The sequence below is a fragment of the Streptomyces durocortorensis genome, from assembly GCF_031760065.1.
Classification (GTDB): Bacteria; Actinomycetota; Actinomycetes; order Streptomycetales; family Streptomycetaceae; genus Streptomyces.
On the sequence record NZ_CP134500.1, the window covers coordinates 380,095 to 403,715 of the forward strand.

The window sequence follows — 23,621 nt, forward strand, 5'->3', positions numbered from 1 at the left end:
CTCCTCGTTCTCTGAAGCGGAGGCTCTCGTCACCGTGCGCTCGCGTCACCATGTGACGGGCAGGGCGAGGGGGTAGCGCCAGATGGACGTCGTGTTCCACCCGATGGCCTCGGGCGACGCGTCGAGGCGCAGGCCGGGGAAGCGGGCCAGCAGGGTGGCGAAGGCGACCTCCAGCTCCATGACGGCGAGCGGCGCGCCGAGGCAGTGGTGGGCGCCCCAGCCGAACGTCATGTGCGGGATGGCGGGGCGGTCGGGGTCCAGCTCGTCGGGGCGGTCGAACTTGGCCGCGTCCCGGTTGGCCGTCAGATACGACACGTGCACCACGTCGCCCGCCTTGATGGTGACCCCGCCGAGCTCCACGTCCTCGGTGGCGATGCGCGGGATGCCGACGCCCTTGCGGAAGGGGATGTACCGCAGCAGCTCCTCCAGGGTGCGGGGCAGCCGCTCCGGTTCGGCCCGGAGGGGGTTCAGCAGTTCGGGGCGGGTCAGCAGGGTGTAGGCGATGTTGCCGAGCTGGTAGGTGGTGGTGTCCTGGCCGGTGATGAGCAGGACCATCGCCATGACGGTCAGTTCGTCGTCGTCGAGCAGTTCGGCGCCGTCCCGGGCGGTGGCCAGGGTACTGATGAGGTCCTGGCCCGGGGAGCGGCGCCGGTCGGCGGTCAGTTCGCCGAAGTAGCCGCGCAGTTCGGCCTTGGCACGGATGGCGTCCTCCCTGCCCGCGGCCCCGACGGTCATCATCGTCATGGCGTGTGCGCGGAGCCAGGGGCGGTCGGCCTCGGGGATGTCGAGCGCCTCGCAGATGGTGATCAGCGGCAGCGGTGCGGCGACACGGGCCATGAAGTCGGCCGGGGAACCCGCGTCCGCCATCTCGTCGAGCAGCCGGTCCACGACGCGCTGGGTGCCGGGGCGCATCTGCTCGACGCGGCGCGGGGTGAAGCTCTTGGCGACCAGGCTGCGCAGTCGGCTACTGGCGGGCGGGTCCATGAGGTTGATGGACTCGGCCTGGACGATCGGCTCCGGGGTCATCCGGGGGAAGTCACGGCCGAGGACGGCACCGCGGCTGAAGCGCCGGTCGGTGGTGACCGTCCGGACGTCCTCGTAGCGGGTGACGAGCCAGGCCTCGCCCTCTCCGTAGGCCATACGGATGCGGGACACCGGCTCCTCGGTCAGCAATTGCCTGAGCTGGGGGTCGAACTCCAATTGCTGCGCGTAGTCGAACGGGCAGCTCCGTACGGATTCCGTGTCCTTCACCGAGGTGTTCTCCACCGAGGTTCTCCCAATGACCGCTTCGAGAATGGGGCGTGCCGGATCCGGGCCCGGGACCAGACCTCCCCTGTGTCCCCCATCGGGTCTCGAAACATGTCAGTCACCCTCCGCAGTGAACCCGATCAGCGGGGGCGCACGCTCCGGCGCTCAGGCGGTGGTCACCTGGGCCTTCACGTGGTGGCGGCCGGTCCACGGCGGGGGTGATCGTCCAGATCCGGTCACCGGCCACCACGGTGGCCCCCTCCGCCCCGGGCGCACGCCCGGGGCACACGCCTCTGCCCCGCCCCCGGGCCTGCCTCGCCCGGAGGTTTGCGCGGTGATCATTCCATCGTTCAGGTGAAGCGGCCCGGGCTTCCTCGTGCCCGGCACCCGTCGGGGCCGACAGTGGGCGGGCGGACCGGGCACCTGACTCCGGTCGCAGCGCACAGTCGCGGAGAAAGGTGACGGATTCATGAGCACTGAGGCCACCAGGCGCGTCGCACTCGTCTTCTCCCTGCTCGACGCCAACGCCAACGGCGTGCTGGAAGCGGACGACTTCGACCTCATGGCCGACCGCGTCGTGCGGGAGGCACACGGCTCGGACCCGGCGGCGAAGGACGCGATGCGCGCGGCGTTCCGCCGGTACTGGACGACCTTGCGCACGGAACTCGACGCCAACGGCGACGGGGAGATCAGCTTCGAGGAGTACACCGCCTGCGTACTGTCGCCGGAGCGGTTCGACGCGACCATCGGCGTGTTCGCGGAGGCGCTCGCCGCGCTCGGGGACCCGGACGGCGACGGCCTGATCGAGCGGCCGCTCTTCGTCGCGCTGATGGCCGCCATCGGCTTCGAGCCCGCGAACACCGACGCGCTCTTCGACGCCTTCGAGCCCTCCGACGGGGACCGCATCCGGGTGGAGACCTGGGTCGAGGGAATCAAGGACTACTACGCCCCCGACAAGGCCGGTATCCCCGGGGACCACCTGGTCGTCGGCACCCCCGTCTGACCCGCCGCCCCCGCAACGACGACGAAGGAGCATGGTTGAAACCGGTCATCGGGCTCGCGGTCGGCCGCGGGACGGGTACGGAAGTGGCCGCCGTCTTCGAACGGGTGCTGGGCGCACTGGCCCGGCTCCACGGGACGGAGATCGGCGTGCTGCGCTCGCCCCGCACCTACCACTCGTACGTATCGCTCAGGGCGGAGGGGGGCGTGGAGGCGGTTCGCCGGCTCACGGAGGAGGACGCCGGGCACTACGAGGACTTCTGCCGCACGCAGGCCGCACTCGGCACCCGGGCGGTCTTCCGCACGGCGATCAACGCGCAGTCCCTCTACCTCGTGCGGCAACGGCTCCAGGCCGTGAAGGTGGACGCCCTGCCCCTCGGGGACGGGTCGTCGTCGCTGCTGCTGGTCCGCGATCAGGCGCAGGGCTTCTACACCGGTGAGAACCACCATCTGGACGGTGTGGTCCGCCGGACCATGGAATTCGGCCGCGATCTCACCGAGAAGGTGCTCTCCTACGCGGTGGAGCGGGCCTGGCGGCAGTGGCCCGACGCGGGTCCGGCGCGGGTCGTCATGGCGTACAAGTTCCATCTGCTGGACGGTGTGCTGGATTCCTGGGTCACGGACATCGCCGCCCGGTACGACGTACCGGTGGGGCTGTTCCAGCCGGACACGGTCAACCGCAACCTGATCGCCCACGGGCTCGGGGACCGCACGGTCGTCGTCGCGGGCAACGAGTGGGCCGACATCATGCACGTCGTCCTGCTGGACCGGTTCGGCTCGGACCGGCAGGAGAACCGCTGCACGGAGAACGTCCATCTCCATCCCGACGTGCACGGGCTGACCGAGTACCAGACGGTCCACGGCTCCGCGGACGACCTGGAGGGGCTGGACCGGGTCAATCCGGTGGCGACCGTACGGGCAGCCGCGGCGATCGCACAGCGGTACGGCGGCTGCGAGGGCGCGGTGGGCGAGGCCGAACGAGCGCTCGCCCTGCTCGCGGAGCGGGGCGTCGGCACGCCGGACGTCGGCGGGCGGCACTCCACCACCGCGGTGGTTGACGCCCTGCTGGAGGCACTGGATTGCCAACAGCCCGTGTGGAAGACCCCGTTGGCCATGTCCGTACGGGCCGACGCCTCATGAGCGCGCCGGGCGGGACCGCGCTGATCGTCGTCGATCTCCAGAACGACTTCTGCGCGGGCCCGCTCGCCGCGTCCCGCTACCCGGGCGATCCGGCCCGGCTGGAGCGGGTCACCGCGAACGCCGCCCGGGCGGTCGCGGCCGCCCGGGCCTCGGGCACGGAGGTGGTCCACGTCCGCTTCCTCGGGGACGCCCGCTTCCAGGGCCCGGGCTGGCGGCGGCGGGACGAGGTGCTCGGGAAGCGGCCGAAGTGCCTGGAGGGCTCCTGGGGTGCGGAGTTCGCCGACGGGGTGGAACCGGGGCCGGGCGAGGCGGTGTTCACCAAACGTGCCTGCTTCGACGCGTTCCTGAGCGACGGCTTCGAGCAGCACCTCCTCGACCGGGGTGCGGACCATCTCGTGTTCGTCGGGCTGTTCGCGGACGTCTGCGTGGACTCGACGGCCCGCACAGCGTTCCAGAAGGGCTTCCAGGTGACGGTGTTGCGCGACTGCACCACCGCGCTGCACCTCACCGACGAACAGATCCTGAGCTTCATGGCCCGCCTGTACGGGGCCCGGGTCACCACCGGCGACCAGGTCGAGGTGTGGTCGCGCAGCCCCGGGGAGGAGGACCTGTGCCCGACACCGCCCGGCAGGACAGCGGCGTCACCGGAGGCGTCGGGCTGACCGCGCTGATGGTGGCCGCCGCCCGGGCGGTGGAGACCCACCGCCCCGACGCCCTGGCCCGGGATGCCTACGCCGAGCACTTCGTACGGGCGGCCCGGCCGTCCGCGCGGTGGCCGGTGCGGCCGGACCAGGTGCCGGACGGGGACGCCGATCCGCTGTGGGGGCGGCTGGGACGCTACTTCGGGCTGCGGACCCGGGTCCTCGACGACTTCCTGCTCCGGCAGACGTACGGCGGCGTCCGGCAGGTCGTGCTGCTCGGGGCCGGTCTGGACACCCGGGCGCTGCGCCTGGACTGGCCGCCCGGCTGCACGGTCTTCGAGATCGACCAAGAGGAGGTCCTGGCGTTCAAGAGGGCGGTCCTCGACGGACTGGCAAGAGAGCGGCGCACCACCCGTGCCACCCGCGTCACGATCGCCGCCGATCTGCGCCTCGACTGGGTCGGGGCCCTCACCGGGGCGGGATTCGACCCGGCCGCGCCCGCGGCCTGGCTGGCGGAGGGGCTGCTGCTCTACCTTCCCGGGGCCGCCGAGCGGCGGCTCGTCGCCACGGTGGACGCGCTCGGCGCGGCGGGCAGCGCGCTCGCGTACGAGGCGAAGCTCGGCATCGAGTCCGCGGCCGTCCGCGACAGCCCGGTCTACGCGGCGGCGAAGGAGCGCATCGGCGTCGATCTGCTCGCCCTGTTCGACGGGGAGCCCCGGCCGGACTCGGCCGCGGACCTGGCCGGGCGGGGCTGGTCCACGACGGTCCACACCCCCTTCCACTTCACCCGCCGCCATGGGCGCGGCCCCCTGCCGGAGCGCCGTGACGCGCTGGCGGCCAACCGGTGGGTGTTCGCGCACAGGCCCCGGGGCTGAGACGGCCCGGGGTCAGCCGGTGAGCAGGCCGGGGCTGCCCGCCAGGGCGGAGAGGCGGCCCCGCGGGTCCGGGACGAGCCGGCGTTCGGTCAGATCCAGAACGCCGGCCACTCCGGTGATCTCGGCGGCCACCGTGCCGTCCTCCTTGATGATCTGCTGCTCCAGGGTGAACGTCTTGCCCGTGCCGTAGTCGAACCGGCAGGTGACCCGCACCCGCTCGCCGCCCCGCAGCTCACGGCGGTACTTGACGGTGACCTCCAGCTGCACCGGCCCGATCCCGTCGGCCAGAAGCTTCTCCTGGGGCAGTCCGGCGGCCCGCAGCAGCTCCCAGCGGGCGTGTTCGGCGTACTGGAGGTAGACGGCCTGGTTCAGGTGGCCCTGGGTGTCGAGTTCGTAGCCGCGCACGGTCACATCAACGGAGAAGGTCATGACCGTGCGAACGCCCGAGCGCGGCGGGGCATTCCGGTTCGGCCGCGAAGTGGGCCCGACCGGCCGGACCGGCAGGTTCGGCAGGTTCGGCAGGTTCGGCAGGCCGATGATCCAGCGGCTGGCCCAGGAAGTCCGGCTCCGCGAGGCGGCGGGCGGCGGGCGGCGGGCGGCGGGCAGGTCATCCTCGCCACCGTGCCGCGCTGGGCAGATCCGACGGTCGAGCCGTCGGCGGCGGGCGCTAATCGTTACGTATCGGTAGAATTTCGGGCATGGGAGAGCGGCCTGCGACCCCGACTGCGCCCGAACTCGTACTGGAGACGGATCTCGGCTCCACGGTGATGAGTCCGAGCCGGGACTACCATGTCGGGCGCGACCCCGAGAGCGACATCGTCATCGACGACATCCGGGTCTCCTGGCACCACGCGATCCTGCGCCCCGACGCCGACCACTGGACGCTGGAGGACGAGGACAGCACCAACGGCACGTACACCGACGGCCACCGCGTTCACGCGTCGGACGTCGGCGCGGGCAGCGTCATCCGCTTCGGCAGTCCGAGCGACGGGCCGCGTGCCGTGCTGGTCGGACGGGAGCCGCCCGTCCCGGCGGTCGCCCGGGACCGGCCGTCGGCCGTCTCGATGCCCGCGGCGACCGGCACGTTCCGCCAGCCGACCACCGTACGCCCGCTGCCCGCGAAGACCCTGCGGATCGGCCGCGACGCGGGCAACGACCTCGTCATCGACGACCTCGTGGTCTCCCGGCACCACGCCGAACTGCGGGCGCTCGCCGACGGCCGTCACGAGATCGTCGACCTCGGCAGCCACAACGGAACCTTCCTCAACGGCCAGCCGGTGGCGCGCGGACCCGTCGGCCCCGGGGACATCGTCGGCATCGGCCACTCCGCGTTCTGCCTGGTCGGGGACGTCCTCCAGGAGTTCGTGGACACCGGTGAGGTGTCGCTGGACGTACAGGATCTGGCGGTCACGGTCGGCCGGGCGGGCAAGGGCGTCAAGACCCTGCTGGACGGCGTCTCGTTCCCCGTCGGCGAGAAGTGCCTCCTGGGCGTGGTGGGGCCCAGCGGCGCCGGGAAGTCGACCCTGCTTAACGCGCTCACCGGGCTGCGCCCCGCCAACAGCGGCACCGTGCTCTACGACGGCCGCGACCTCTACCGCGACTTCGCCGAGCTGCGCCAGCGCATCGGGCTCGTCCCGCAGGACGACATCCTGCACTCCCAGCTGACCGTGCGTAAGGCCCTCGGTTACGCCGCCGAACTCCGCTTCCCGCAGGACACCGCGAAGGCGGAGCGGCAGGCACGGGTCACCGAAGTGATCCAGGAACTCGGCCTCGGACAGCGCGCCGACCAGCCGATCCACTCCCTGTCCGGCGGCCAGCGCAAGCGGGTGAGCGTGGCTCTGGAGCTGCTCACCAAGCCCTCGCTGCTCTTCCTCGACGAACCGACCTCCGGACTCGACCCCGGCATGGACCGTTCCGTCATGCACATGCTGCGCGGGCTGGCCGACGACGGCCGTACGGTCATCGTGGTCACGCACAGCGTGCTCAGCCTGGAGGTGTGCGACCGACTGCTCGTCCTCGCGCCGGGCGGCCGCATCGCCTACTACGGCCCCCCGGAGGACGCCCTCGCCTTCTTCGGCTTCGAGGAGTGGCCGGAGGCCTTCGAGGCGTTCGAGAACGACCGCGACCGGGACTGGGCGACCACCTACGCGGGCTCGCCCTTCCACCGGCAGTACATCGTGGGCGCCTCGGCCCAGCCCCATCTGCCCCCGGCCGCGCCCGGGGCGCTGGTGGCACCGCCCCCCAAGACCCGTAACTGGGGTGCGCAGTTGCACACCCTCGTCCGCCGTTACGCCGCCGCCCTCAGCGCGGACCGGACGTTCCTGATCATCATGATCGCGCTGCCCTTCGTCATGGGCGCGATGGCCCGAGCGCTGGCGGGCAGCCGGCTCACCCAGGAGACGGCGATGAACGCCCTGCTCATCCTGTGCGTGGGTGGCGTGCTGACCGGCGCGGCCAACGCCGTACGGGAGTTGGTCAAGGAACGGGTGATCTACCAGCGGGAACGTGCGGTCGGCCTGTCCAGATCCGCCTATCTGATGTCGAAGATCGTGGTGCTGGGGACCGTCACCGTCCTCCAGGCCGTCGTGCTGACCCTGGTCGGTCTGGTGGGCGTCGATCTCAACGCGCCGGGCGGCGAAGGGGTCTTCCTGCCACCCCTGGTGGAGATCACGCTGGCCGTCGCCCTGCTGTCGTTCACCGCGATGATGCTCGGTCTGCTGGTGTCCGCGCTGGTTCGCAAGGAGGAGGTGACGATGCCGTTGCTCGTCCTCCTCGCGATCGTCCAGGTCGTCTTCTGCGGCGCCCTCCTCAAGCTGCACGGGGTCCCCGGGGTGGAGCAGCTGTCCTGGCTGGTGCCCTCGCGGTGGGCGCTCGGCGCGATGGCCGGGACGATCGATCTGGCGCGGATCGTGCCGGGCGAGCTGACGTCCGACCCCCTCTTCGGGCACTCCGCAGGGGTCTGGCTGCTCAACATGGGCATGCTGGCCGTCCTCTCGCTCGTCTTCGGATACGTGGTCGCGAAACTGCTGAGGCGGCACGAGCCCGCGGTCATGCGGAAGTGAGGCGGTTCCATGGCGACGCCGGAGTTCCGCCCCACGCATGTCGTCCCGCGGGACGGGCTGCCGGCCTGGGAGGCGCCCGACGTCTCCCGGCCCACCGACCCTCTGGACGCCCTGCTTCCGGTGCAGCTGCTGGACCGTCGCGGGGACTGGGCGTACGTCGGCTGTTCCAACGGCTGGTCGGCGTGGGTCGACGGACGGCTCCTCGTCTCCGTACCGCAGACACCCCCGGCCCCCGGGCAGCCGCTCGCCCGCACCGCGGACCCGCGGCCGCTGCTGGCGAGGACGGAGGAGTCGCTGAGCGAGTACCGCCGCGCGGCCCAGGACCTGGCCGAGGGCCGCAGCGACGGTGAAGCCTTCCGGCAGCGGACGCGGGGGCGGCGGGTGGGGGTGGTCGTGGACGGGGAGTCGGTGTGGCTGTACGACGCGGAGCACGAGCGGTGGGTGTTCTGCGACGGGACGCAACTGAGTACGTATGCGGCGCAGTCGGGGCCGGGGGCGAGCCAGGAGGGCGCGGGCCGGGAGGGCGCGGCTCCGGAGGGCGCGGGCGGTGCGGGGGCGCGCGGGGCGGGGGCGAGACCGGAGGGCGCGGGCCATGCGGCGGCGGGCCAGGCCCGTGACGGCGGCGGCCTCGGGGCCCATCCCGCCGAGGACGGCCCCGAGCCTACGCGCGTGGTTCCCGCGGAAGGACCCGAACCGGCTCGCGTCGTTTCGACGGACGGACCCGAGCCCACCCGCGTGGTTCCAGCCGAGGGGCCCGAACCCACCCGCGTCGTACCCCCCGAAGGCCCCGAACCCACCCGCGTAGTCCCAGCCGACGCCCCCGACCCCACCGACGTCGTCCCGGCCGAGGGGCCCGAACCCACCCGCGTCGTACCCCCAGACGCCCCCGAACCCACCCGGGCGGCCCCCGTAGCCGGGGCCGACGAGCCGCGTGGTGGCGGGGCGTCGGGGAACGCAGGGCGGTGACCGCCGATGACGCCTCCGCCTCCGCCCCCGCCGCCTCCCCCGTCGCACGACGCCGCGTTGCCCACCGGGCGGGACGACGATCTCGTCGGCAAGCGGATCGCTGGCTACCTCGTGGAGGCCGAGGTCGGCCGGGGCGGTATGGCGGTCGTGTACCGGGCCAGGGACCTGCGGCTGGACCGGACCGTCGCGCTGAAGCTGCTCGCGCCGGAACTGGCCCGCAACGACACCTTCCGGCAGCGGTTCACTCACGAGTCGCGGGTGGCGGCCGCGATCGACCACCCCCACATCGTGCCGGTGTTCGAGGCGGGTGAGACCGAGGGACTGCTCTACATCGCCATGCGCTATGTCGCGGGCGCCGATCTGCGTGTCCTCATCGACCGGCGCGGGCCGCTGGACCTGACGGCCGCCGTCCGGATCGGCGCGCAGGTCGCCTCCGCGCTCGACGCGGCCCATGACCACGACCTGGTGCACCGGGATGTGAAGCCGGGGAACATCCTGGTGGCGGCGGGTACCGACAGCGACCATCCGGAGCACGTGTACCTCACCGACTTCGGGCTGACGAAGAAGTCCCTGTCGCTGACCGGGTTCACCACGGTCGGCCAGTTCGTCGGCACCCTCGACTACGTGGCGCCGGAACAGATCTCCGGGCGGCCCGTCGACGGGCGGTGCGACGTGTACAGCCTCGCCTGCGTCGTCCAGGAGACCCTGACCGGAGCGCCCCCCTTCCAGCGGGACGACGACATGGCCCTGTTGTGGGCTCATCAGTACGATCCGCCGCCCCCGCCGAGCGGGCTGCGGCCCGGTCTTCCGGCTGCCATCGACGGCGTGCTGGCGAAGGCGCTCGCCAAGGCCCCGGATGACCGTTACGAGACCTGTCTGCGGTTCGTCGCCGCGCTGCGGGCCGCGGCGGCCGGGATCGGGCCCGGGCAGCACGCGCCGACCCGGGTGGACGTGCGGGCCGGTTCGTGGTCGGCGGCCGCCGCGCCGCCGCCCCGGCCGCCGCGCTGGGCCGCTCCGGTGTTCCCGGGCGGCAGCTGAACAGCCATCGGCTGAACAGGCATCAGGCTCGACTGGCGGTCGGCGCGGCCCGGTTATACCCGGGAAGGGGGTCAGGCAGGCGGCGGGCTCTCGTCCGGGATCTCGCCGCGCCGGTGGACGCGGGAGGCGGCGAGGCCCCCGAGGAACCCGGTGACCAGCCCCCAGAGCACGGCGAGGCCGAGGGCGGTCCACAGTTTCGGGCGCAGTGACACCTCACCGCCGAGTCCGCCGCCCAGGTCGCCGAGCCCCATGAGGGACAGCCCGTAGTGCGCGGAGACCCGGGCGGTGAGGCAGATGAACAGCACGGTCAGGGAGAGCGCCGCCGCCATGTGCACCGCGTGCTGCCACAGGCGCATCCGGGCGGGCGAGCGGGCCGCCATGAGGAACGCGGCGCCGAGCAGCAGCAGGGTGGCGGCGGCCACGAGCCAGCGAACGCGCCCGTCCTGCGCGGCGAGGGTGGTCAGGTTGAGGGTGGAGAGGTCGGGGGTGCGCAGGACGGTGTCGAGGACCTGGGGCATCGGCAGTCCGAAGGGGCCCTCGACCTTCCCCTCCCAGGAGGCGCCGAGCCCGAGGGTGAACGCGAGCCAGACCAGGTTGGGAAGCCCGAGGAGGATCACCGCCGCGGTCTCGGCGGGGTGCCCGTGCGTGATCATCACGACGAGACCGGCGACGACGCCGAGCGCGACGCACACGAGGAGCAGCACCACCATGGCGAAGGCAGCCGGGCGTACGGGCTCCTGGAAGCGCACCAGCCGGGGCGGCAGCGGGGCGCGGCGCGAGACGAGCAGGGCCAGGACCAGGACCCCGGCGAGCCAGAGGAGCCCGAAGACCAGGGTCAGGGGGATCTCCGCCCGGAAGCCGACCTTGGGCGAGCCGCCCAGGAGGTCCCCGGCACCGCTGCCGGTGAGCTCGTCGGCCGAAAGGGTGAAGGTGTGCCGGGCCACGAGCGAGAGCACGATCAGGGCGACGATCCACAGCGCGGCGACCCGGCCCGCCCAGCCCGCCAGTTCGCGGGTGCCCGCGACGGCCCGGTGGCGCAGCGGGCGGAGGAATCCGCGGGCGACGAGAAGGGCGCCCACCAGGGTCACGGAGAGCGGGAGCACCGAGAGGTCGGCCTGCGTCCCCACGAGAGGTCCGGTGTCCCCGGAGAGTCCTACGGAGCCTCCGGCCGCCATCACCACGACCGCGGCGACGACCGCTGGAAAGGCCCCGCCGGGCAGCCCGGCCGCACCGGCGGCCCACAGACCGAGGGCCGCGGTCGCCAGCATGGCGAGCACGCCGGGGAGGACCGCGACGAGCGCGTCGCGCCAGCCGTGCGGGGTGCGTGCGGTGTTCCTGTCGTTGCTCGCGCGGACGTTCACACTGTCACGCTAGGCAGGGACCGGATGCCGCGCCCCCCGAAATAACCGGTCCCTCCCTCCGCTTGCGGAGACCAGCCGGGCGGGACACAGAATGAGGCGATATGCCCCGGATTACCGATCAGCGCTCGTACGGCAACGGCATGGGCGCCCCGGTACGGAAACGGACCCGGCACGGGTGTCCGGGGCGGGTACCGACGACGGGAAGAAGAGCCCGTGAGTGTCCAGCCGCCGTCATCCGGCCGCCCCACAGGACCGCCCTCCGGCCCGCTCTCGGGCCCTTCGCAGTCCGGTGGTCCGACGCCTCCGCCTCCCACCGTGTCCAGTCCACCGCCCGGCCCGCCCAGCGGTGACGACCACGGCGGACCGGGCGGCTCCGGCGGTTCGGGGGACGGCGGCGGCTCCGGCGGCGCGGGAGGTTCCGGTGGCGCGGGCGGGGGCCCTGGGCACGGCTCGGGCGCCACTCCCGGTTCCGGCCCCGGGCGCCCCTGGTGGCGTTCGGTCCCCCGGATCGCGGCGATCGCCACAGCGCTGGTGGCGGCGGTCGTGCTGATCGTCTTCCTGACCCGGCCCGACGGCGGCTCGAAGGCGGGCGGCGAGGTGTTCCTCCAGGCGGCGGGCTCCTCGGGGCCCGATCCGTTCACGGAGTCCACGGCCAACGACGACGCGGCCGAGCCGGGGACGGCGACGCCCTCGAAGGCGCCCAGCGGAACGGCGACCGGCACCCAGGTGACACGCGGGGTCGACGGCGCGGCGCCCGGTCTGTACGGGGGCACCCGCCAGGTCGCCAGCTGCGATGTGGAGAAGCAGATCGACACGCTGGCGGCGGCCCCGGACAAGAACCGGGCGTTCGCCTCGGTCCAGGACATCGAGCCGTCCGCCGTCCCCGGCTATCTGCGCGACCTCACCCCCGTGACGCTCCGGATGGACACCCGTGTCACCAACCACGGCTTCCGGGACGGCGAGGCGACGGCCTATCAGGCGGTGCTCCAGGCCGGAACGGCGGTCCTCGTCGACGACCGCGGCGTGCCCCGGGTCCGCTGCGCCTGCGGCAACCCGCTGCTGCCGCCCGTCGCCCAGGACAGCACTCCCCGCACGACGGGGCAGGCCTGGCCCGGTTACCGGGCGTCGGACGTGGTCGTGGTCGAGCCGTCGGCGAAACCGGTGAAGGAGTTCGTGATGGTCGACCCGGAGAACGGCGACTGGTTCGAGCGGCTCGCCGGCGACACGGGCGACGGCGACAAGAGGACCGATCCTCCCGAGGACGCGTCCGCCTCGCCCTGTCCGCCGGGATCGCGTGACGACCAGGACCGGCCGTGTCCCCCGTCGGATCCCTCCGCCTCGCCGGACGAGCAGACGTCACCGCCGGGTGAGGACCCTGCGACCTCCGAGCCCCCGCCGGACGACCCGGCCACCTCGGAACCGCCCCCGGACGACCCGGCCACCTCCGAGCCGCCGCCCGCCGACCCGCCCGGCTCTCAGTCGGCCCCGCAGCCCTCGGCGCCCGGTTCGCCGAACCCGCAGGACCCCGAGCCGCAGACGGGGGCACCGGCGGCCGCCGCCCGGGCCTGAGGGCTGCCCTGTAATCACGCTGATCCGCCAGGGATGACGGGACAGCCCTGGGCCGTGCCCGGAACGTCGAGCCTGGACCGTGACTTTCCGGACGCCCGCCCATCAGCCGCGTCACCAACACCGCGCGGGCCAAGCGGGCCAATACGCCTAGAGGGTCTTCATCTCCACCGGGGTGCCCGTCGGCGCCTCCGCCCGCTGGCCCGTACGCACTCCGGCGGCCGACGCGGCCGAGTGCAGGGAGCGCAGGGCGACCAGCAGGAATCCGATGTCATCGAGGTAGACGGGGTCCGGCAGCAGGTCGACGGGCGACACCGTGTAGATCACGGCCGCCCAGACGAGCGCCTTGCTGCGCAGCGGAATCCCGGAGTCCACCAGGAGTTTCCTGGCCTTGAAGACGCGCACCAGGAGCACGGCGGCCAGAACCAGGGTGATCAGCGCGGCCACGGCGGCGACAACGAGCCAAGCGGTTGTGTCCATGGCTCATCATCTACCCACCTTTTCGCGTACTTCCGCCCGACCCGTACGCCTACGGCGGCGCGCGCCGCTCGTCATCCATGCACGCCCAGGGGCCGGTGCAGGGCGAGGAGCGCCTGATCGTCCTGGATCCGGCCGCCGGTGTGCCGTCCCACGTCCTCGATCATGAGGTGGAGGATCTGCGCCGGGGTGGCCGGATCACCGGTCAGCGCCCGGTGACGTACGAGATGGGGCAGGCGCACGGCCGCGTCGTAGAAGACCCCGGACTCGTCGCGGGCCTCGGTGACCCCGTCGGTGTAGCAGATGAGGGTGGCGCCGGGTGGAAAGGAGAACGTGTCGACCGGGGCCGACCAGGCGCCCAGGGCGCTCATGCCGAGCGGGGGCGCCTCCTCGGACGGTTCCAGGACGGCGGCCCGGCCCCCGGCGTCCAGCAGCACCGGGGGCGGGTGCCCGCGGTTGATGACCCGTACGGTGTCGAGGCCGACGGAGAACTCGGCGATCAGGGCCGTCGTGAACCCCTCGTCCCGCTCGTGGCCGCCGCGACGGCCGCCCTCGCGCAGCAGGGCCCGTTCCAGGGAGGCCACCAGGCGGGGCAGGTCCTCGGCCTCGTCCGCGGCGTAACGGAAGGCGCCCAGGTCCGCGCAGACCGCGCTCACCGCGCCCAGGCCCTTGCCCCGTACGTCCCCGACCATCACGCGCACCCCGTGCGGGGTGTCCTGGACGACGTAGAGGTCGCCGCCGATCATGGCCTCGTCCTCGGCGGGCACGTACCGGGCGGCGATCCTGAGCTCGCCGAGCCGTGACGGGGGCCTGGGCAGGACGGCGCTCTGGGCCACGGCGGCGACCTGCCGGGCACGGCGGGTCCGAGCGGTCTGGCCCTCCAGGGCGCGGTGGATGAGGACGGCCAGCACGGTTACGGCCAGAAGGGTGAGCTGGTTGGCGACGCCCCGGTGCCAGCCGAAGGTGCCGTTGATCCAGGCGAGGGCCGCGTGGACGGCCATGGACAGGGCGCCGATCGCGATGATGCCGGGCAGGCTCAGGAGCGGTGCGGCGGCGACGGGCGCGGCCATCAGCAGCGGCGCGGAGGTGACGTCCGTCGGAGTGGCCAGGTCCAGCACGGCGGCCAGCACGATGACCCCCACCGGGATCCACTGGGCTCTGCGCAGCTCCACCACTCCCCCACGCTGTACGGGGTCGGCGGCCCTCGCATCCCGGCGCGGGCCGGGAGGGCTCCGCCCGTGGCCGCTCACTCCGGCAGCGGAGTCCCGGGACGGGGCGCGGCGGCGCACGCGGCGTCCAGCCGGATGCGGTGGGCCATCACGGTCTCGGGGTCGTCGACGACGTCGACCCGGACGCCGGGGGTCTCCAGGACGGCCTGGTCGCCGATCTCGGGGGCGGGGACCCGCAGCAGGTGAAGCGGCGGCATGCCGGTCAGGGGGTGCGGCGGGTGGTCCATGGGCACCACCTGGACAGTGATGTGCCGCTCCCGCATCGCCTCGGCCAGCGCCGCCCGCTGCCCGGCCATCGTCTCCGGTCCGCCGACCCGGGTGTGCAGGGCCGCGGCCGGGAACAGGGCCCACAGGTCGGCTCCGCGCTCACGCATCCGCCGGCGCCGCTCCCGCAGCAGTTCGACGCGGCGCTCCAGCCGGGCCGGGGGGTCGTCCGGATACTGCGTGCGGTGGAGCGCGGCGGCGTACGCGGGGGTGCGCAGCAGCTCGGGCACGAGCGCCGGGTGCCAGGTCCGCACGAGACTGGCCGAGGACTCCACGCCGATGACCTCCTGCTGCCAGGCGTCCATCGCGTCCCGCCAGCGGTGCCACCAGCCGGGCAGGTTCGCGTCGGCGAGTTTGGCCATCATGGGCTCGGCGACAGCGGGCGGGACTCCGTAGCAGCGCAGCAGTTCGCTGACCTGCCGGGCGTCGAGTCCGGTCTCGGCCCGTTCGATCCGCCGGACGGTGGCGGGGTGGGCATCCAGTGCCTCCGCGGCGGCCCGGAGACTGATCCCGGCGCGTTCCCGCAGCAGCCGGAGGCGGACCGCCAGTACGCGGTGCTCCACGGTGGGACCGGAGCGGGCTCGCATGCGGATACCTTCCTCGTCGAGCCCCGATAGGGAGCACTACACACTCTGTCGGTTGCAAAGTACGCGTTTTGCGTCGAGAGTGCATACATGTCGGAAATAGCCATTTGCGCGGAACGCGCCCCCGATGCCGGAGGCGGCCGAGGTGCGCACAGCTGGTGGGTGCCCCGATCGCCCAGGGGGGTGCCGGAGGCGCGGCACCGGGTGCAGGAGGCGATGCGCGCGTGGGGAGAACCCGCCGACCGCGTCGAGGCGGCCGCTCTCATCGTGACGGAACTGGTCACCAACGCCGTGCAGCACACCAGCACCCGGCGGATCCGCTGTCGCCTCCTGCGCTCGCCCGGCGGGGTACGCCTGTGCGTGTGGAACCGCGGCCGGGCCCGTATCCCCTCCCCCGCCTGTCCTGACGACTCGGTGGAGCTGCTGAGGGCCTCGGCCCGGGAGACCGGCGGCCTCGGCGCCGATGATGCGATCGACTGCCTGTCCGAGGACGGCAGGGGCCTGCTGCTCGTCGACGCGCTGGCGGCCCGCTGGGGCACCCGCGCCGCACTGGCGGGCCGACTCGTCTGGGCCGACCTCTGACGCCGCTCGCCCTCTGACGCCGCCCGCGGTCTCGGCGCCGACGCCGCCCCGCCTCCGGCGGGGACCGGGACCAAGGCAGGGACCCGACCTCAGGCAGGGGCCGTACGGCACTCCGGGTGTCCCCAGCCGTTCGGGTTCTTCGCGATGGGCTCCTTGGCCGCGTACGGCTTTCCGCAGTGGCACCGGCCCGCGAACCGCGCCTTGATCGTGCCGGTGGACCGCCCGCCCCGCGAAGCGCCCGCCGCGCCGGAGTCTTCCGTACGCCCCTTCGCCTTCGTCGACCGTGCGGGAGCGGGCACCGGCAGAGCCGTCTCGCCGTGCGCCGTGCCAGCCGGGCGCTGGGCCACCGCGGCCTCGCTCGCGGCCTGGTCGGCGAGCGCGTTGAGCGGATCCCCGTCCACCTGATGGGCGGGGACATAGCGGAAGGTCACCGAGCGCTCGGCGAGCAGGGCGTCGATCCGGGTGACCAGCTCACGATTGGCGACGGGCTTCCCGCCGGAGGTCTTCCAGCCGTTGCGCTTCCAGCCCGGCAGCCACTTGGTCACGGCGTTCATCGCGTACTGCGAGTCCATCCGCACCTCGACGCGCACCGCCGGATCGACGGATTCCAGCAACTCGGCCAGCGCGGTCAGCTCGGCGACGTTGTTCGTCGCGGTGCCGAGCGGTCCGGCCTCCCAGCGCACGGGGGTCCCCTCCGCGTCAGCCACGACCCACGCCCAGGCGGCCGGTCCCGGATTGCCCTTGGACGCCCCGTCACAGGCGGCGATGATGCACTCGTTCATCCCTCGATCATGCCAGCCCCGCATGACCGTTCCGACCGGCCGCCCGCAGGAGCCACGCGCGGCCTTGACCTCAACCAAACTTCGGGTTTTAGCGTTCTCAGTGCACCCGGGGCCGCACGGCCGACGGGACACCCCTGGCCATCAGATTCGGAGCGCCCCATGGACATGGAAGTCACGGCTTGGCACTCGCTGCACAGTGCGATCAACGCCCAGGAGGACCGCCGGCCATTCTCCCGGGCCACCTTGCGCCGCATCCTGGTCTTCGCACGCCCCCACCGGCGGCGCATCCGCCGGTTCCTGCTGCTCAGCGTCGTGACCGCGCTGCTCGCCGTGGCCACACCGGTCCTCGCCGGCCGGGTTGTCGACGCGATCGTCAAGGGTGAGGAGACCGGGACGGTCATCCGGCTCGCCCTGCTCATCGCGCTGATCGCGGTGCTCGAAGCCGGGCTGGCGCTGCTCACACGCTGGTTGTCGGCGACGCTGGGCGAGGGTCTGATCCTGGACCTGCGCACCGCCGTGTTCGACCACGTCCAGAAGATGCCGGTGGCCTTCTTCACCCGGGCCCGGACCGGCGCCCTGGTCAGCAGGCTCAACAACGATGTGATCGGCGCCCAGCGCGCGTTCAGCAACACGCTCTCCGGGGTCGTCTCCAACCTCGTCACCCTGCTGCTGACGCTCGCCGTGATGCTCACGCTCTCCTGGCAGATCACCCTGCTCTCGCTAGTCCTGCTCCCCGTCTTCGTCGTGCCCGCCCGCCGGATGGGAGCCCGGATGGCCGGGCTGGAGCGGGAGGCCGCGGGCCACAACGCCGCGATGGGCACGCAGATGACGGAGCGGTTCTCCGCCCCCGGCGCGACCCTCGTCAAGCTGTTCGGGCGGCCGTCCGACGAGTCCGCGGAGTTCGCCGCCCGCGCCGACCGGGTCCGGGACATCGGTGTCCGTACGGCGATGGTCCAGTCGGCGTTCATCACCGCGCTGACCCTGGTATCGGCCCTGGCCCTGGCGCTCGTGTACGGGCTCGGCGGCTTCTACGCCCTGCGCGGCAGCCTGGAGGCGGGGGCCGTCGTGGCACTGGCCCTGCTGCTGACCCGGCTGTACGCGCCGCTCACCGCGCTCGCCGGGGCGCGGGTCGAGGTGATGAGCGCGCTCGTCAGCTTCGAGCGGGTCTTCGAGATCCTGGACCTGAAGCCGCTGATCGAGCAGAAGCCGGACGCCCGTCCGGTGCCCGAGGGTCCGGTCTCCGTGGAGTTCGACCGGGTCTCCTTCGGCTACCCCTCCGCCGAGAAGGTCTCCCTCGCCTCCCTGGAGGAGGTCGCCGCACTCGACGACCGGGGCGGCACACCGGTCCTGCACGAGGTGTCCTTCCGCGCCGAACCGGGCCAGATGATCGCCCTGGTGGGCTCGTCCGGTGCGGGCAAGTCGACGATCGCGCAGCTGCTGCCCCGGCTGTACGACGCGGATGCCGGTGCCGTACGGCTGAACGGTGTCGACGTACGGGACCTGAGCGCCGATTCGATCCGGGACACGCTCGGCATGGTCACCCAGGACGGGCACCTGTTCCACGAGTCCGTACGCGCCAATCTGCTGCTCGCCCGGCCCGACGCCTCCGAGGACGAGATCTGGGACGCCCTGCGCCGCTCCCGGCTCGATGGTCTGATCGCCTCGCTGCCGGACGGTCTGGACACGGTGGTGGGCGAGCGCGGCTACCGGCTCTCCGGCGGTGAGCGTCAGCGGCTCACCATCGCCCGGCTGCTGCTGGCCCGCCAGCGCGTCATGATCCTCGACGAAGCGACCGCGCACCTCGACTCCACCTCGGAGGCCGCCGTGCAGGAGGCCCTGACCGAGGCGCTGGCGGGCCGGACCGCCGTGGTGATCGCCCACCGGCTCTCGACCGTGCGGGCGGCCGACCGCATCCTGGTCGTGGAGGCGGGCCGGATCGTGGAGAACGGCACGCACACCGAACTGCTGGCGGCGGGCGGGCGGTACGAGGAGCTGTACCGCACCCAGTTCGATCGGCCGTCGGCGGACGGGGAGGACGAGATCCGGGAGATCGAGCCGGTCCGCTGACCCGCTCCCCCGCCACCTCCCCGTTCCCTACTCCGTACCCCTGACGCCGTCCGGCCGGAAATCACCGGCCGGACGGCGTCGGCGCGCGCCGGGGCGGCCCATGCTCACCCGTTCGGCGGTACGCAGCCTGCGCAGTGCGTGACCGCCGCACCGGCGCCACTCCTTCGGCGACACGCGCGGGCGGTGACCGCCGTTGGTGACCAGCGCGTTCACCGACGTCATCGGGTCCGCCGCCATGGTCCTGGCCAGCAGCACGCCGACCACCAGCGGGAGCAGCGTGACGGCGAGGGCGGTACCGGCGGTGGTGACGTGCTGGATGCACGGGCGGCGCGGCGCTTCGGAGGTCATACGGACGTCGGAGGTCATACGGGTATTCGAACAGCGGCCGGGCGCCGGAACATCGGGGCACGTACTCAGGGGTGACGGCCCGGCATACTCAGGTGGTCACGGGGGGACGCTCAGAGCGGCCGTGCACGACGACGGGCCCGAACTCACCGCCGCACCACGGAAGGACCGCTCCGATGGGTGACAGCCACGGACTCCCGGACGCGCACGACGGCCGGGGGCGTCCGGCCGCGGCGGTGTTCGACGCGCTGGGGGCGGAGTACGAGCGGGCCTTCGCCTCCTCCACGGCTCACCGCGCCTCGCTGGACCGCCTGCTGGCGGACCTCGCGCCGGGCAGCCGCGTACTGGACGTGGGCAGCGGTACGGGCCGTCCCACCGCGCAGACCCTGGCGGAGGCGGGGCACCGGGTGCTGGGCGTCGATGTGTCGCCGGTGATGACGGCTCTCGCGGCCCGACAGGTGCCGGGGGCCGAGTTCCGGTGTGCCGACATCCGCGAACTACCGCTGCCCGAGGGAGAGTTCGACGCCGCCTGCGTCTATTTCTCGCTGCTGCAGATGTCTCGCGGCGAGCAGGGCGAGCTGCTGGAGCGGCTCACCCGGTCACTGCGGGTCGGCGGGGTGCTGGTGGCCGCCACGGTCCCGGTGGACGTGGCGGATGCCGACGCGGTGTTCATGGGGCAGCCGGTCCGGGTCTCCAGCTTCGGGGCCGAGGAGTTCACCGCACTGCTGACACGGTCGGGTCTCATCGTGGAATGGGAGCGGAGCGCGCTGTTCACCCCGGAGCATCCGGCGGGCGAACCCGAGCCGCACCTGTTTCTGCACGGCCGCCGTATCTGACGTTTCTCCCGTCCCACGCGGACCGGTCCCCTCATTGGCTATCACAAAGAACCAGCCGAATGAATGGCAAGAATGGCGCATTCGTGTTCCTTCACGAGAAGGTAATGCGATAGCAAAGTTCTGGTCTATATGGTGAGCTGTAGTCGTATCCCCGCGATGCGATCGGAACGGGTCTCACAGTGGCTGCCTTGCGGCATATCACGAGGTGAGATGCCCCCTCCGTTCCGAACATTCATACGGATATAAACAGCTCATTCGCCAATATGACCCGACCACACCGCTCCCCGGCACCGCCGGATGCAGGAGGCAGGCCACCATGCAGTCCCTCGTAGAACACGCCCGGACTTTCACCGAGCACGTCGCCGCGAACGCAAAGGATTTCGCCCTGCTCGCGGACGGCCAGACCCCCGAAGCCCTCTTCATCACCTGCTCGGACTCCCGGGTCGTCCCCTCACTGTTCACCGGCGCCCGCCCGGGGCAGCTCTTCGAACTCCGTACGGCGGGCAATATCGTTCCGCCCTATCCCGAACGGGACCGGCCCACCGGCGAGGCCGCGACCATCGAGTACGCGCTGCGCATGCTCCAGGTGCGCGACATCATCGTCTGCGGGCACTCCCACTGCGGCGCGGTGGGCGCCGTGTTCCGGGGCGACGACCTCTCCGCCATGCCCGCCGTCCGCCATTGGCTGGAGCGCTCCTCGGACGGCAGGGCCCCCACCGCCCACTCCGGCGATCTGCCCGGGGCGATCCAGGCACACGCCCTCGCCCAGCTCGACACCCTGCGGGGCTATCCCGCGGTGCGGGAGCGGCTCGCCGAGCGCACCCTCGGTCTGCACGCCTGGTACTACGAGGTGCACACCGGCTCCGTCAGCGTGCACCGACCGGAGCACGGGCCCTCGTTCGCCCGCCTCTGACGGCTTCCCTCCCCCACTCTCACGCGCCCGGCCCCGGCCGGGCGCGACCGTACCCACAAGGGAAACCATCCGTGATCTCCGCGAAGGAACTCAAGAACCCCCAGGTCGTTCGACGTGACCTACTGGCCTCGATCGTCGTCTTCCTCGTCGCGCTGCCGTTGTGCGTCGGTGTCGCCGTCGCCTCCGGAGTCCCGGCCGAACTGGGCCTGGTCACCGGTATCGTCGGCGGGCTCGTCGTGGGCCTGATGCCGGGGAGCAAGCTCCAGGTCAGCGGGCCCGCCGCCGGACTCACCGTGCTGGTCTACGAGGCGGTCAAGGAGTTCGGGCTCGGCACGCTGGGCCCGATCGTGCTGGCCGCCGGACTGCTCCAGGTGGTGCTGGGCGCGGCCCGCTTCGGCCGCTGGTTCCGCGCCATCTCCGTCTCCGTGGTCCAGGGCATGCTCGCCGGGATCGGCCTGGTCATCGTGCTGGGCCAGCTGTACGCCCTGGCCGACACCGAACAGCCGGGCAGCGGGCTGTCCAATCTGGCCGGACTGCCCGGACTGGCCGTCGAGATCGCCACCGACGGCGAGGCCCTGACCGCCTTCGGACTGGGCGCCGGGACGATCGCCGTGCTGCTGGTGTGGCCGAAGCTCCCGGCCGCCGTACGGGTCGTGCCCGCGCCGCTGGCCGCGGTGGGCCTGGCCACCGCCGCCGCCTACCTGGCCGGGCTGCGGCCCCTGGTGGCCGATGTGAACGGGCTGCTGCACGCCATCGAGCTGCCGGGCGGCGCGGAGTTCGGACGGCTCGCCGAAGTGGCGGTCATCGGCACCGTCCTCGCCTTCGCCCTGATCGCCTCCGCCGAGAGCCTGTTCAGTGCGGCGGCCATCGACCGGATGCACGACGGGCCGCGCACCGACTACGACAAGGAACTGGTGGCCCAGGGCGTCGGGAACACCATCTGCGGGGCGCTCGGCGCGCTGCCGATGACCGCGGTCATCGTCCGCAGCGCCGCCAACGTCCAGGCCGGGGCGACGACCGCGCTCTCCCGGGTCGCCCACGGTATGTGGCTGCTGCTGTTCGCCGCCCTGCTCCCGGCGGCCATCGGCATCATCCCGCTGGCCGCCCTCGCCGGAATCCTCGTGCACGCCGGGTGCAAGCTGGTGCCCGCCAGGGAGTTCGGGCCGCTGTGGCGCGAGCACCGCGGGGAAGCGGTCCTGCTGGCGGTCACCGCGCTGGCCATCGTGGTGACCAACCTGTTCGAGGGGGTCGTGCTCGGTCTGCTGCTGGCCGTGGTCAAGTCGGCCTGGGAGACCTCGCACGTACAGCTCTCCACCCACCAGCTCACCGGCGGCCGGGTCGTGGTGACGCTCACCGGCAACGCCACCTTCCTGCGGCTGCCGCGCATCCTGGAGCAGCTGGAGAAGCTTCCGCAGGACCAGGCCATGGAGCTGGACCTCAGCGGCCTGCGCCACCTCGACCACGCCTGCCGGGTTGCGCTGGAGAACTGGGCGCGGAGACACAACGACGCGGAGACCGACCCGGTGACGATCCGCCGCTAGGGCCGTGCGCGCAGGGGGAGCCGGGCGCGTCGGCAGTACTGGCCGTGCTGCGCATCCGCCGCCGCGGGGACATCGGCCGGGACCACCGGCCGCGCGTGCCGAATCTCCCGCCCGGGCCGTGTGCCGGACACGGCCCGGGTCCGCTGACGTCCTCGTCGGCGGCCATTACGCCTACGGGTCAGGCAGCCGGGGCGAGTTCCGCGCGCCCGAAGAGGAGCGCGTAGCCGGGTGGCAGCCTGCGGACGAGCCGGGTGACCAGTTCGTCCCCCACCAGACCGGCGACGGCGGTCAGGACGACTCCGGCGTCCCAGCGGGCGGTCGCCGGGGTTCCCGCGGTGCGCAGTGCGAGGTCGTACACGAAGCCCGCGCCGCCGAGCTGTTCGAGGGCCGGGGCCTCGGTGGTGAACGCCCGGGCGGCTTCTCGGGGCAGCGCCGCGGCGAGGGCGACGCGCTCGTCGCCGGTGACCTGCCGGCCGAGTGCGGTCAGCACGGCGCGCAGGGTGTCCTCGGCGCGTTCGCGGGTGGGGTAGGCCCCGTCGTATCTGATCTTCTCCAGCAGCCGGTCCCACGTCGCGTCCTGTGGTGCGCCGGCGTTCCGAGGCTCGTGAATCATCGTGGCAGCAGCCCTTCTCGTCGTACTGCTCAGGTGTTCTTCAGGTGGCCGAAGAGCGCGTCGTACCCCGTCGGCAGTTGCAGCAGGACGCGGCGGGTGAGTTCGTCGCCCGCCGCATCCGCGGCGACGCTGAGGACGGCGCCGACGTCCCACAGGGCCGTCTGTTCGGTGGAGCCCTCGATCCACGCCGCGGTGGCGCGCACGAACCGGTCCGGGGAGAGCGGTTCGGCGGCCTGGAGCGGGTTCAGCAGGATCAGGGCCATGGTCTCCGGGAGCCGGGCGGCCAGCTCGGCCCGCTCCCTGCCCACCAGGTGGGCACCGAGGAGAGCCAGGACGACGCGCGCGGCACGCTCGGCCTCCGTTCGCGTTTCGTACTCTCCGCGTTCCCGAACCCGGTCCAGGAACGCCTCCCATCGCAGGGTCACCGCAGCCGCCCCCTCGGGGTGGTGAGGGCGGGAGCCGGAACCGGGGAAGAAGGGGAGATCCCGTCCC

Annotated in this window: 23 protein-coding genes; 13 read left to right on the top strand and 10 right to left on the bottom strand. The window is 72.7% G+C overall.

Annotated elements, in window-relative coordinates; translation table 11 throughout:
* Positions 1–45: 45 nt before the first annotated feature.
* Positions 46–1,266, bottom strand: coding sequence for a cytochrome P450 (locus RI138_RS01480; RefSeq protein WP_311118425.1), 1,221 nt, complete (start codon positions 1,264–1,266; stop codon positions 46–48).
* 451 nt (positions 1,267–1,717) lie between these two features.
* Here RI138_RS01480 and RI138_RS01485 point away from each other — a divergent pair, with 451 nt between their 5' ends.
* The 4 genes from RI138_RS01485 to RI138_RS01500 are packed head-to-tail and all read left to right on the top strand — an operon-like array spanning position 1,718 to position 4,903.
* A complete protein-coding gene (locus RI138_RS01485; protein ID WP_311118426.1) occupies positions 1,718–2,251 on the top strand; it encodes an EF-hand domain-containing protein in 534 nt (177 codons plus the stop codon).
* Positions 2,252–2,286: 35 nt separating this feature from the next.
* A complete protein-coding gene (locus RI138_RS01490; protein WP_311118427.1) occupies positions 2,287–3,387 on the top strand; it encodes an isocitrate/isopropylmalate family dehydrogenase in 1,101 nt (366 codons plus the stop codon).
* Positions 3,384–4,049, top strand: a complete 666-nt coding sequence (locus RI138_RS01495) for a cysteine hydrolase family protein (protein WP_311118428.1) — start codon at positions 3,384–3,386, stop codon at positions 4,047–4,049. The genes RI138_RS01490 and RI138_RS01495 overlap by 4 nt, the downstream gene beginning before the upstream one ends.
* A complete protein-coding gene (locus RI138_RS01500) occupies positions 3,998–4,903 on the top strand; it encodes an SAM-dependent methyltransferase (protein WP_311118429.1) in 906 nt (301 codons plus the stop codon). Before RI138_RS01495 ends, RI138_RS01500 begins: the two co-directional genes overlap by 52 nt.
* 12 nt (positions 4,904–4,915) lie before the next feature.
* Here RI138_RS01500 and RI138_RS01505 read toward each other — a convergent pair whose 3' ends face one another.
* Positions 4,916–5,332 carry an acyl-CoA thioesterase gene (locus RI138_RS01505; protein ID WP_096623947.1) on the bottom strand — a complete coding sequence of 139 codons (417 nt, stop codon included), beginning with the start codon at positions 5,330–5,332 and terminating at the stop codon, positions 4,916–4,918.
* A gap of 269 nt (positions 5,333–5,601) precedes the next feature.
* Between RI138_RS01505 and RI138_RS01510 the strand changes: the two genes are divergently transcribed.
* The 3 genes from RI138_RS01510 to RI138_RS01520 are packed head-to-tail and all read left to right on the top strand — an operon-like array spanning position 5,602 to position 9,969.
* Positions 5,602–7,965, top strand: a complete 2,364-nt coding sequence (locus tag RI138_RS01510; protein ID WP_311118430.1) for an FHA domain-containing protein — start codon at positions 5,602–5,604, stop codon at positions 7,963–7,965.
* Positions 7,966–7,974: 9 nt separating this feature from the next.
* On the top strand, positions 7,975–8,931 hold the full coding sequence (locus tag RI138_RS01515) for an SH3 domain-containing protein (RefSeq protein WP_311118431.1): 957 nt from the start codon (positions 7,975–7,977) through the stop codon (positions 8,929–8,931).
* 6 nt (positions 8,932–8,937) lie between these two features.
* Complete coding sequence (locus RI138_RS01520; RefSeq protein WP_311118432.1) at positions 8,938–9,969, top strand: serine/threonine-protein kinase; 1,032 nt, start codon at positions 8,938–8,940, stop codon at positions 9,967–9,969.
* Between the two features lie 71 nt (positions 9,970–10,040).
* Here the strand turns inward: RI138_RS01520 and RI138_RS01525 are convergent, their stop codons facing one another.
* Positions 10,041–11,330, bottom strand: coding sequence for a streptophobe family protein (locus RI138_RS01525; protein WP_311118433.1), 1,290 nt, complete (start codon positions 11,328–11,330; stop codon positions 10,041–10,043).
* Between the two features lie 213 nt (positions 11,331–11,543).
* Here RI138_RS01525 and RI138_RS01530 point away from each other — a divergent pair, with 213 nt between their 5' ends.
* Positions 11,544–12,899, top strand: coding sequence for a DUF6777 domain-containing protein (locus RI138_RS01530; RefSeq protein ID WP_311118434.1), 1,356 nt, complete (start codon positions 11,544–11,546; stop codon positions 12,897–12,899).
* A gap of 147 nt (positions 12,900–13,046) precedes the next feature.
* Here the strand turns inward: RI138_RS01530 and RI138_RS01535 are convergent, their stop codons facing one another.
* From RI138_RS01535 to RI138_RS01545, 3 genes are all read right to left on the bottom strand, one after another.
* Positions 13,047–13,376: a YkvA family protein gene (locus RI138_RS01535; protein ID WP_311118435.1), complete on the bottom strand. Its 330-nt coding sequence runs from the start codon at positions 13,374–13,376 to the stop codon at positions 13,047–13,049.
* Between the two features lie 71 nt (positions 13,377–13,447).
* Positions 13,448–14,548 carry a PP2C family protein-serine/threonine phosphatase gene (locus tag RI138_RS01540; protein WP_311118436.1) on the bottom strand — a complete coding sequence of 367 codons (1,101 nt, stop codon included), beginning with the start codon at positions 14,546–14,548 and terminating at the stop codon, positions 13,448–13,450.
* Positions 14,549–14,619: 71 nt separating this feature from the next.
* Positions 14,620–15,453 carry a helix-turn-helix domain-containing protein gene (locus tag RI138_RS01545; protein WP_311118437.1) on the bottom strand — a complete coding sequence of 278 codons (834 nt, stop codon included), beginning with the start codon at positions 15,451–15,453 and terminating at the stop codon, positions 14,620–14,622.
* A 213-nt stretch (positions 15,454–15,666) separates the two neighbouring features.
* Between RI138_RS01545 and RI138_RS01550 the strand changes: the two genes are divergently transcribed.
* Positions 15,667–16,032, top strand: coding sequence for an ATP-binding protein (locus tag RI138_RS01550; protein WP_373558822.1), 366 nt, complete (start codon positions 15,667–15,669; stop codon positions 16,030–16,032).
* Positions 16,033–16,121: 89 nt separating this feature from the next.
* Here RI138_RS01550 and RI138_RS01555 read toward each other — a convergent pair whose 3' ends face one another.
* On the bottom strand, positions 16,122–16,814 hold the full coding sequence (locus RI138_RS01555; protein ID WP_311118438.1) for a ribonuclease H family protein: 693 nt from the start codon (positions 16,812–16,814) through the stop codon (positions 16,122–16,124).
* 159 nt (positions 16,815–16,973) lie between these two features.
* Between RI138_RS01555 and RI138_RS01560 the strand changes: the two genes are divergently transcribed.
* On the top strand, positions 16,974–18,881 hold the full coding sequence (locus tag RI138_RS01560; RefSeq protein WP_311118439.1) for an ABC transporter ATP-binding protein: 1,908 nt from the start codon (positions 16,974–16,976) through the stop codon (positions 18,879–18,881).
* A 27-nt stretch (positions 18,882–18,908) separates the two neighbouring features.
* Here the strand turns inward: RI138_RS01560 and RI138_RS01565 are convergent, their stop codons facing one another.
* Entirely contained in the window at positions 18,909–19,247 is a 339-nt protein-coding gene (locus RI138_RS01565; RefSeq protein ID WP_398862135.1) for a hypothetical protein, read from the bottom strand.
* A 155-nt stretch (positions 19,248–19,402) separates the two neighbouring features.
* On the opposite strand from RI138_RS01565, the gene RI138_RS01570 reads away from it, so the two are divergent.
* From RI138_RS01570 to RI138_RS01580, 3 genes are all read left to right on the top strand, one after another.
* Positions 19,403–20,062 (top strand): class I SAM-dependent methyltransferase, encoded by a 660-nt coding sequence (locus RI138_RS01570; protein WP_311118440.1) that lies wholly within the window; start codon positions 19,403–19,405, stop codon positions 20,060–20,062.
* A 316-nt stretch (positions 20,063–20,378) separates the two neighbouring features.
* Positions 20,379–20,975 carry a carbonic anhydrase gene (locus RI138_RS01575; protein ID WP_311118441.1) on the top strand — a complete coding sequence of 199 codons (597 nt, stop codon included), beginning with the start codon at positions 20,379–20,381 and terminating at the stop codon, positions 20,973–20,975.
* Between the two features lie 71 nt (positions 20,976–21,046).
* Positions 21,047–22,516 (top strand): SulP family inorganic anion transporter, encoded by a 1,470-nt coding sequence (locus tag RI138_RS01580; RefSeq protein WP_311118442.1) that lies wholly within the window; start codon positions 21,047–21,049, stop codon positions 22,514–22,516.
* A gap of 178 nt (positions 22,517–22,694) precedes the next feature.
* Here the strand turns inward: RI138_RS01580 and RI138_RS01585 are convergent, their stop codons facing one another.
* A complete protein-coding gene (locus RI138_RS01585; RefSeq protein WP_311118443.1) occupies positions 22,695–23,129 on the bottom strand; it encodes a DUF2267 domain-containing protein in 435 nt (144 codons plus the stop codon).
* Between the two features lie 29 nt (positions 23,130–23,158).
* Entirely contained in the window at positions 23,159–23,554 is a 396-nt protein-coding gene (locus tag RI138_RS01590) for a DUF2267 domain-containing protein (protein WP_311118444.1), read from the bottom strand.
* Positions 23,555–23,621: the final 67 nt, after the last annotated feature.

Bases quoted from the DNA above. Each gene is read 5' to 3' on its own strand.
- RI138_RS01545 (WP_311118437.1), bottom strand. From the start codon at position 15,453: ATGCGAGCCCGCTCCGGTCCCACCGTGGAGCACCGCGTACTGGCGGTC.
- RI138_RS01520 (WP_311118432.1), top strand. From the start codon at position 8,938: ATGACGCCTCCGCCTCCGCCCCCGCCGCCTCCCCCGTCGCACGACGCC.
- RI138_RS01515 (WP_311118431.1), top strand. From the start codon at position 7,975: ATGGCGACGCCGGAGTTCCGCCCCACGCATGTCGTCCCGCGGGACGGG.
- RI138_RS01510 (WP_311118430.1), top strand. From the start codon at position 5,602: ATGGGAGAGCGGCCTGCGACCCCGACTGCGCCCGAACTCGTACTGGAG.
- RI138_RS01565 (WP_398862135.1), bottom strand. From the start codon at position 19,247: ATGACCTCCGACGTCCGTATGACCTCCGAAGCGCCGCGCCGCCCGTGC.
- RI138_RS01495 (WP_311118428.1), top strand. From the start codon at position 3,384: ATGAGCGCGCCGGGCGGGACCGCGCTGATCGTCGTCGATCTCCAGAAC.
- RI138_RS01560 (WP_311118439.1), top strand. From the start codon at position 16,974: ATGGACATGGAAGTCACGGCTTGGCACTCGCTGCACAGTGCGATCAAC.
- RI138_RS01575 (WP_311118441.1), top strand. From the start codon at position 20,379: ATGCAGTCCCTCGTAGAACACGCCCGGACTTTCACCGAGCACGTCGCC.
- RI138_RS01535 (WP_311118435.1), bottom strand. From the start codon at position 13,376: ATGGACACAACCGCTTGGCTCGTTGTCGCCGCCGTGGCCGCGCTGATC.
- RI138_RS01585 (WP_311118443.1), bottom strand. From the start codon at position 23,129: ATGATTCACGAGCCTCGGAACGCCGGCGCACCACAGGACGCGACGTGG.
- RI138_RS01570 (WP_311118440.1), top strand. From the start codon at position 19,403: ATGGGTGACAGCCACGGACTCCCGGACGCGCACGACGGCCGGGGGCGT.
- RI138_RS01505 (WP_096623947.1), bottom strand. From the start codon at position 5,332: ATGACCTTCTCCGTTGATGTGACCGTGCGCGGCTACGAACTCGACACC.
- RI138_RS01555 (WP_311118438.1), bottom strand. From the start codon at position 16,814: ATGAACGAGTGCATCATCGCCGCCTGTGACGGGGCGTCCAAGGGCAAT.
- RI138_RS01485 (WP_311118426.1), top strand. From the start codon at position 1,718: ATGAGCACTGAGGCCACCAGGCGCGTCGCACTCGTCTTCTCCCTGCTC.
- RI138_RS01550 (WP_373558822.1), top strand. From the start codon at position 15,667: ATGCGCGCGTGGGGAGAACCCGCCGACCGCGTCGAGGCGGCCGCTCTC.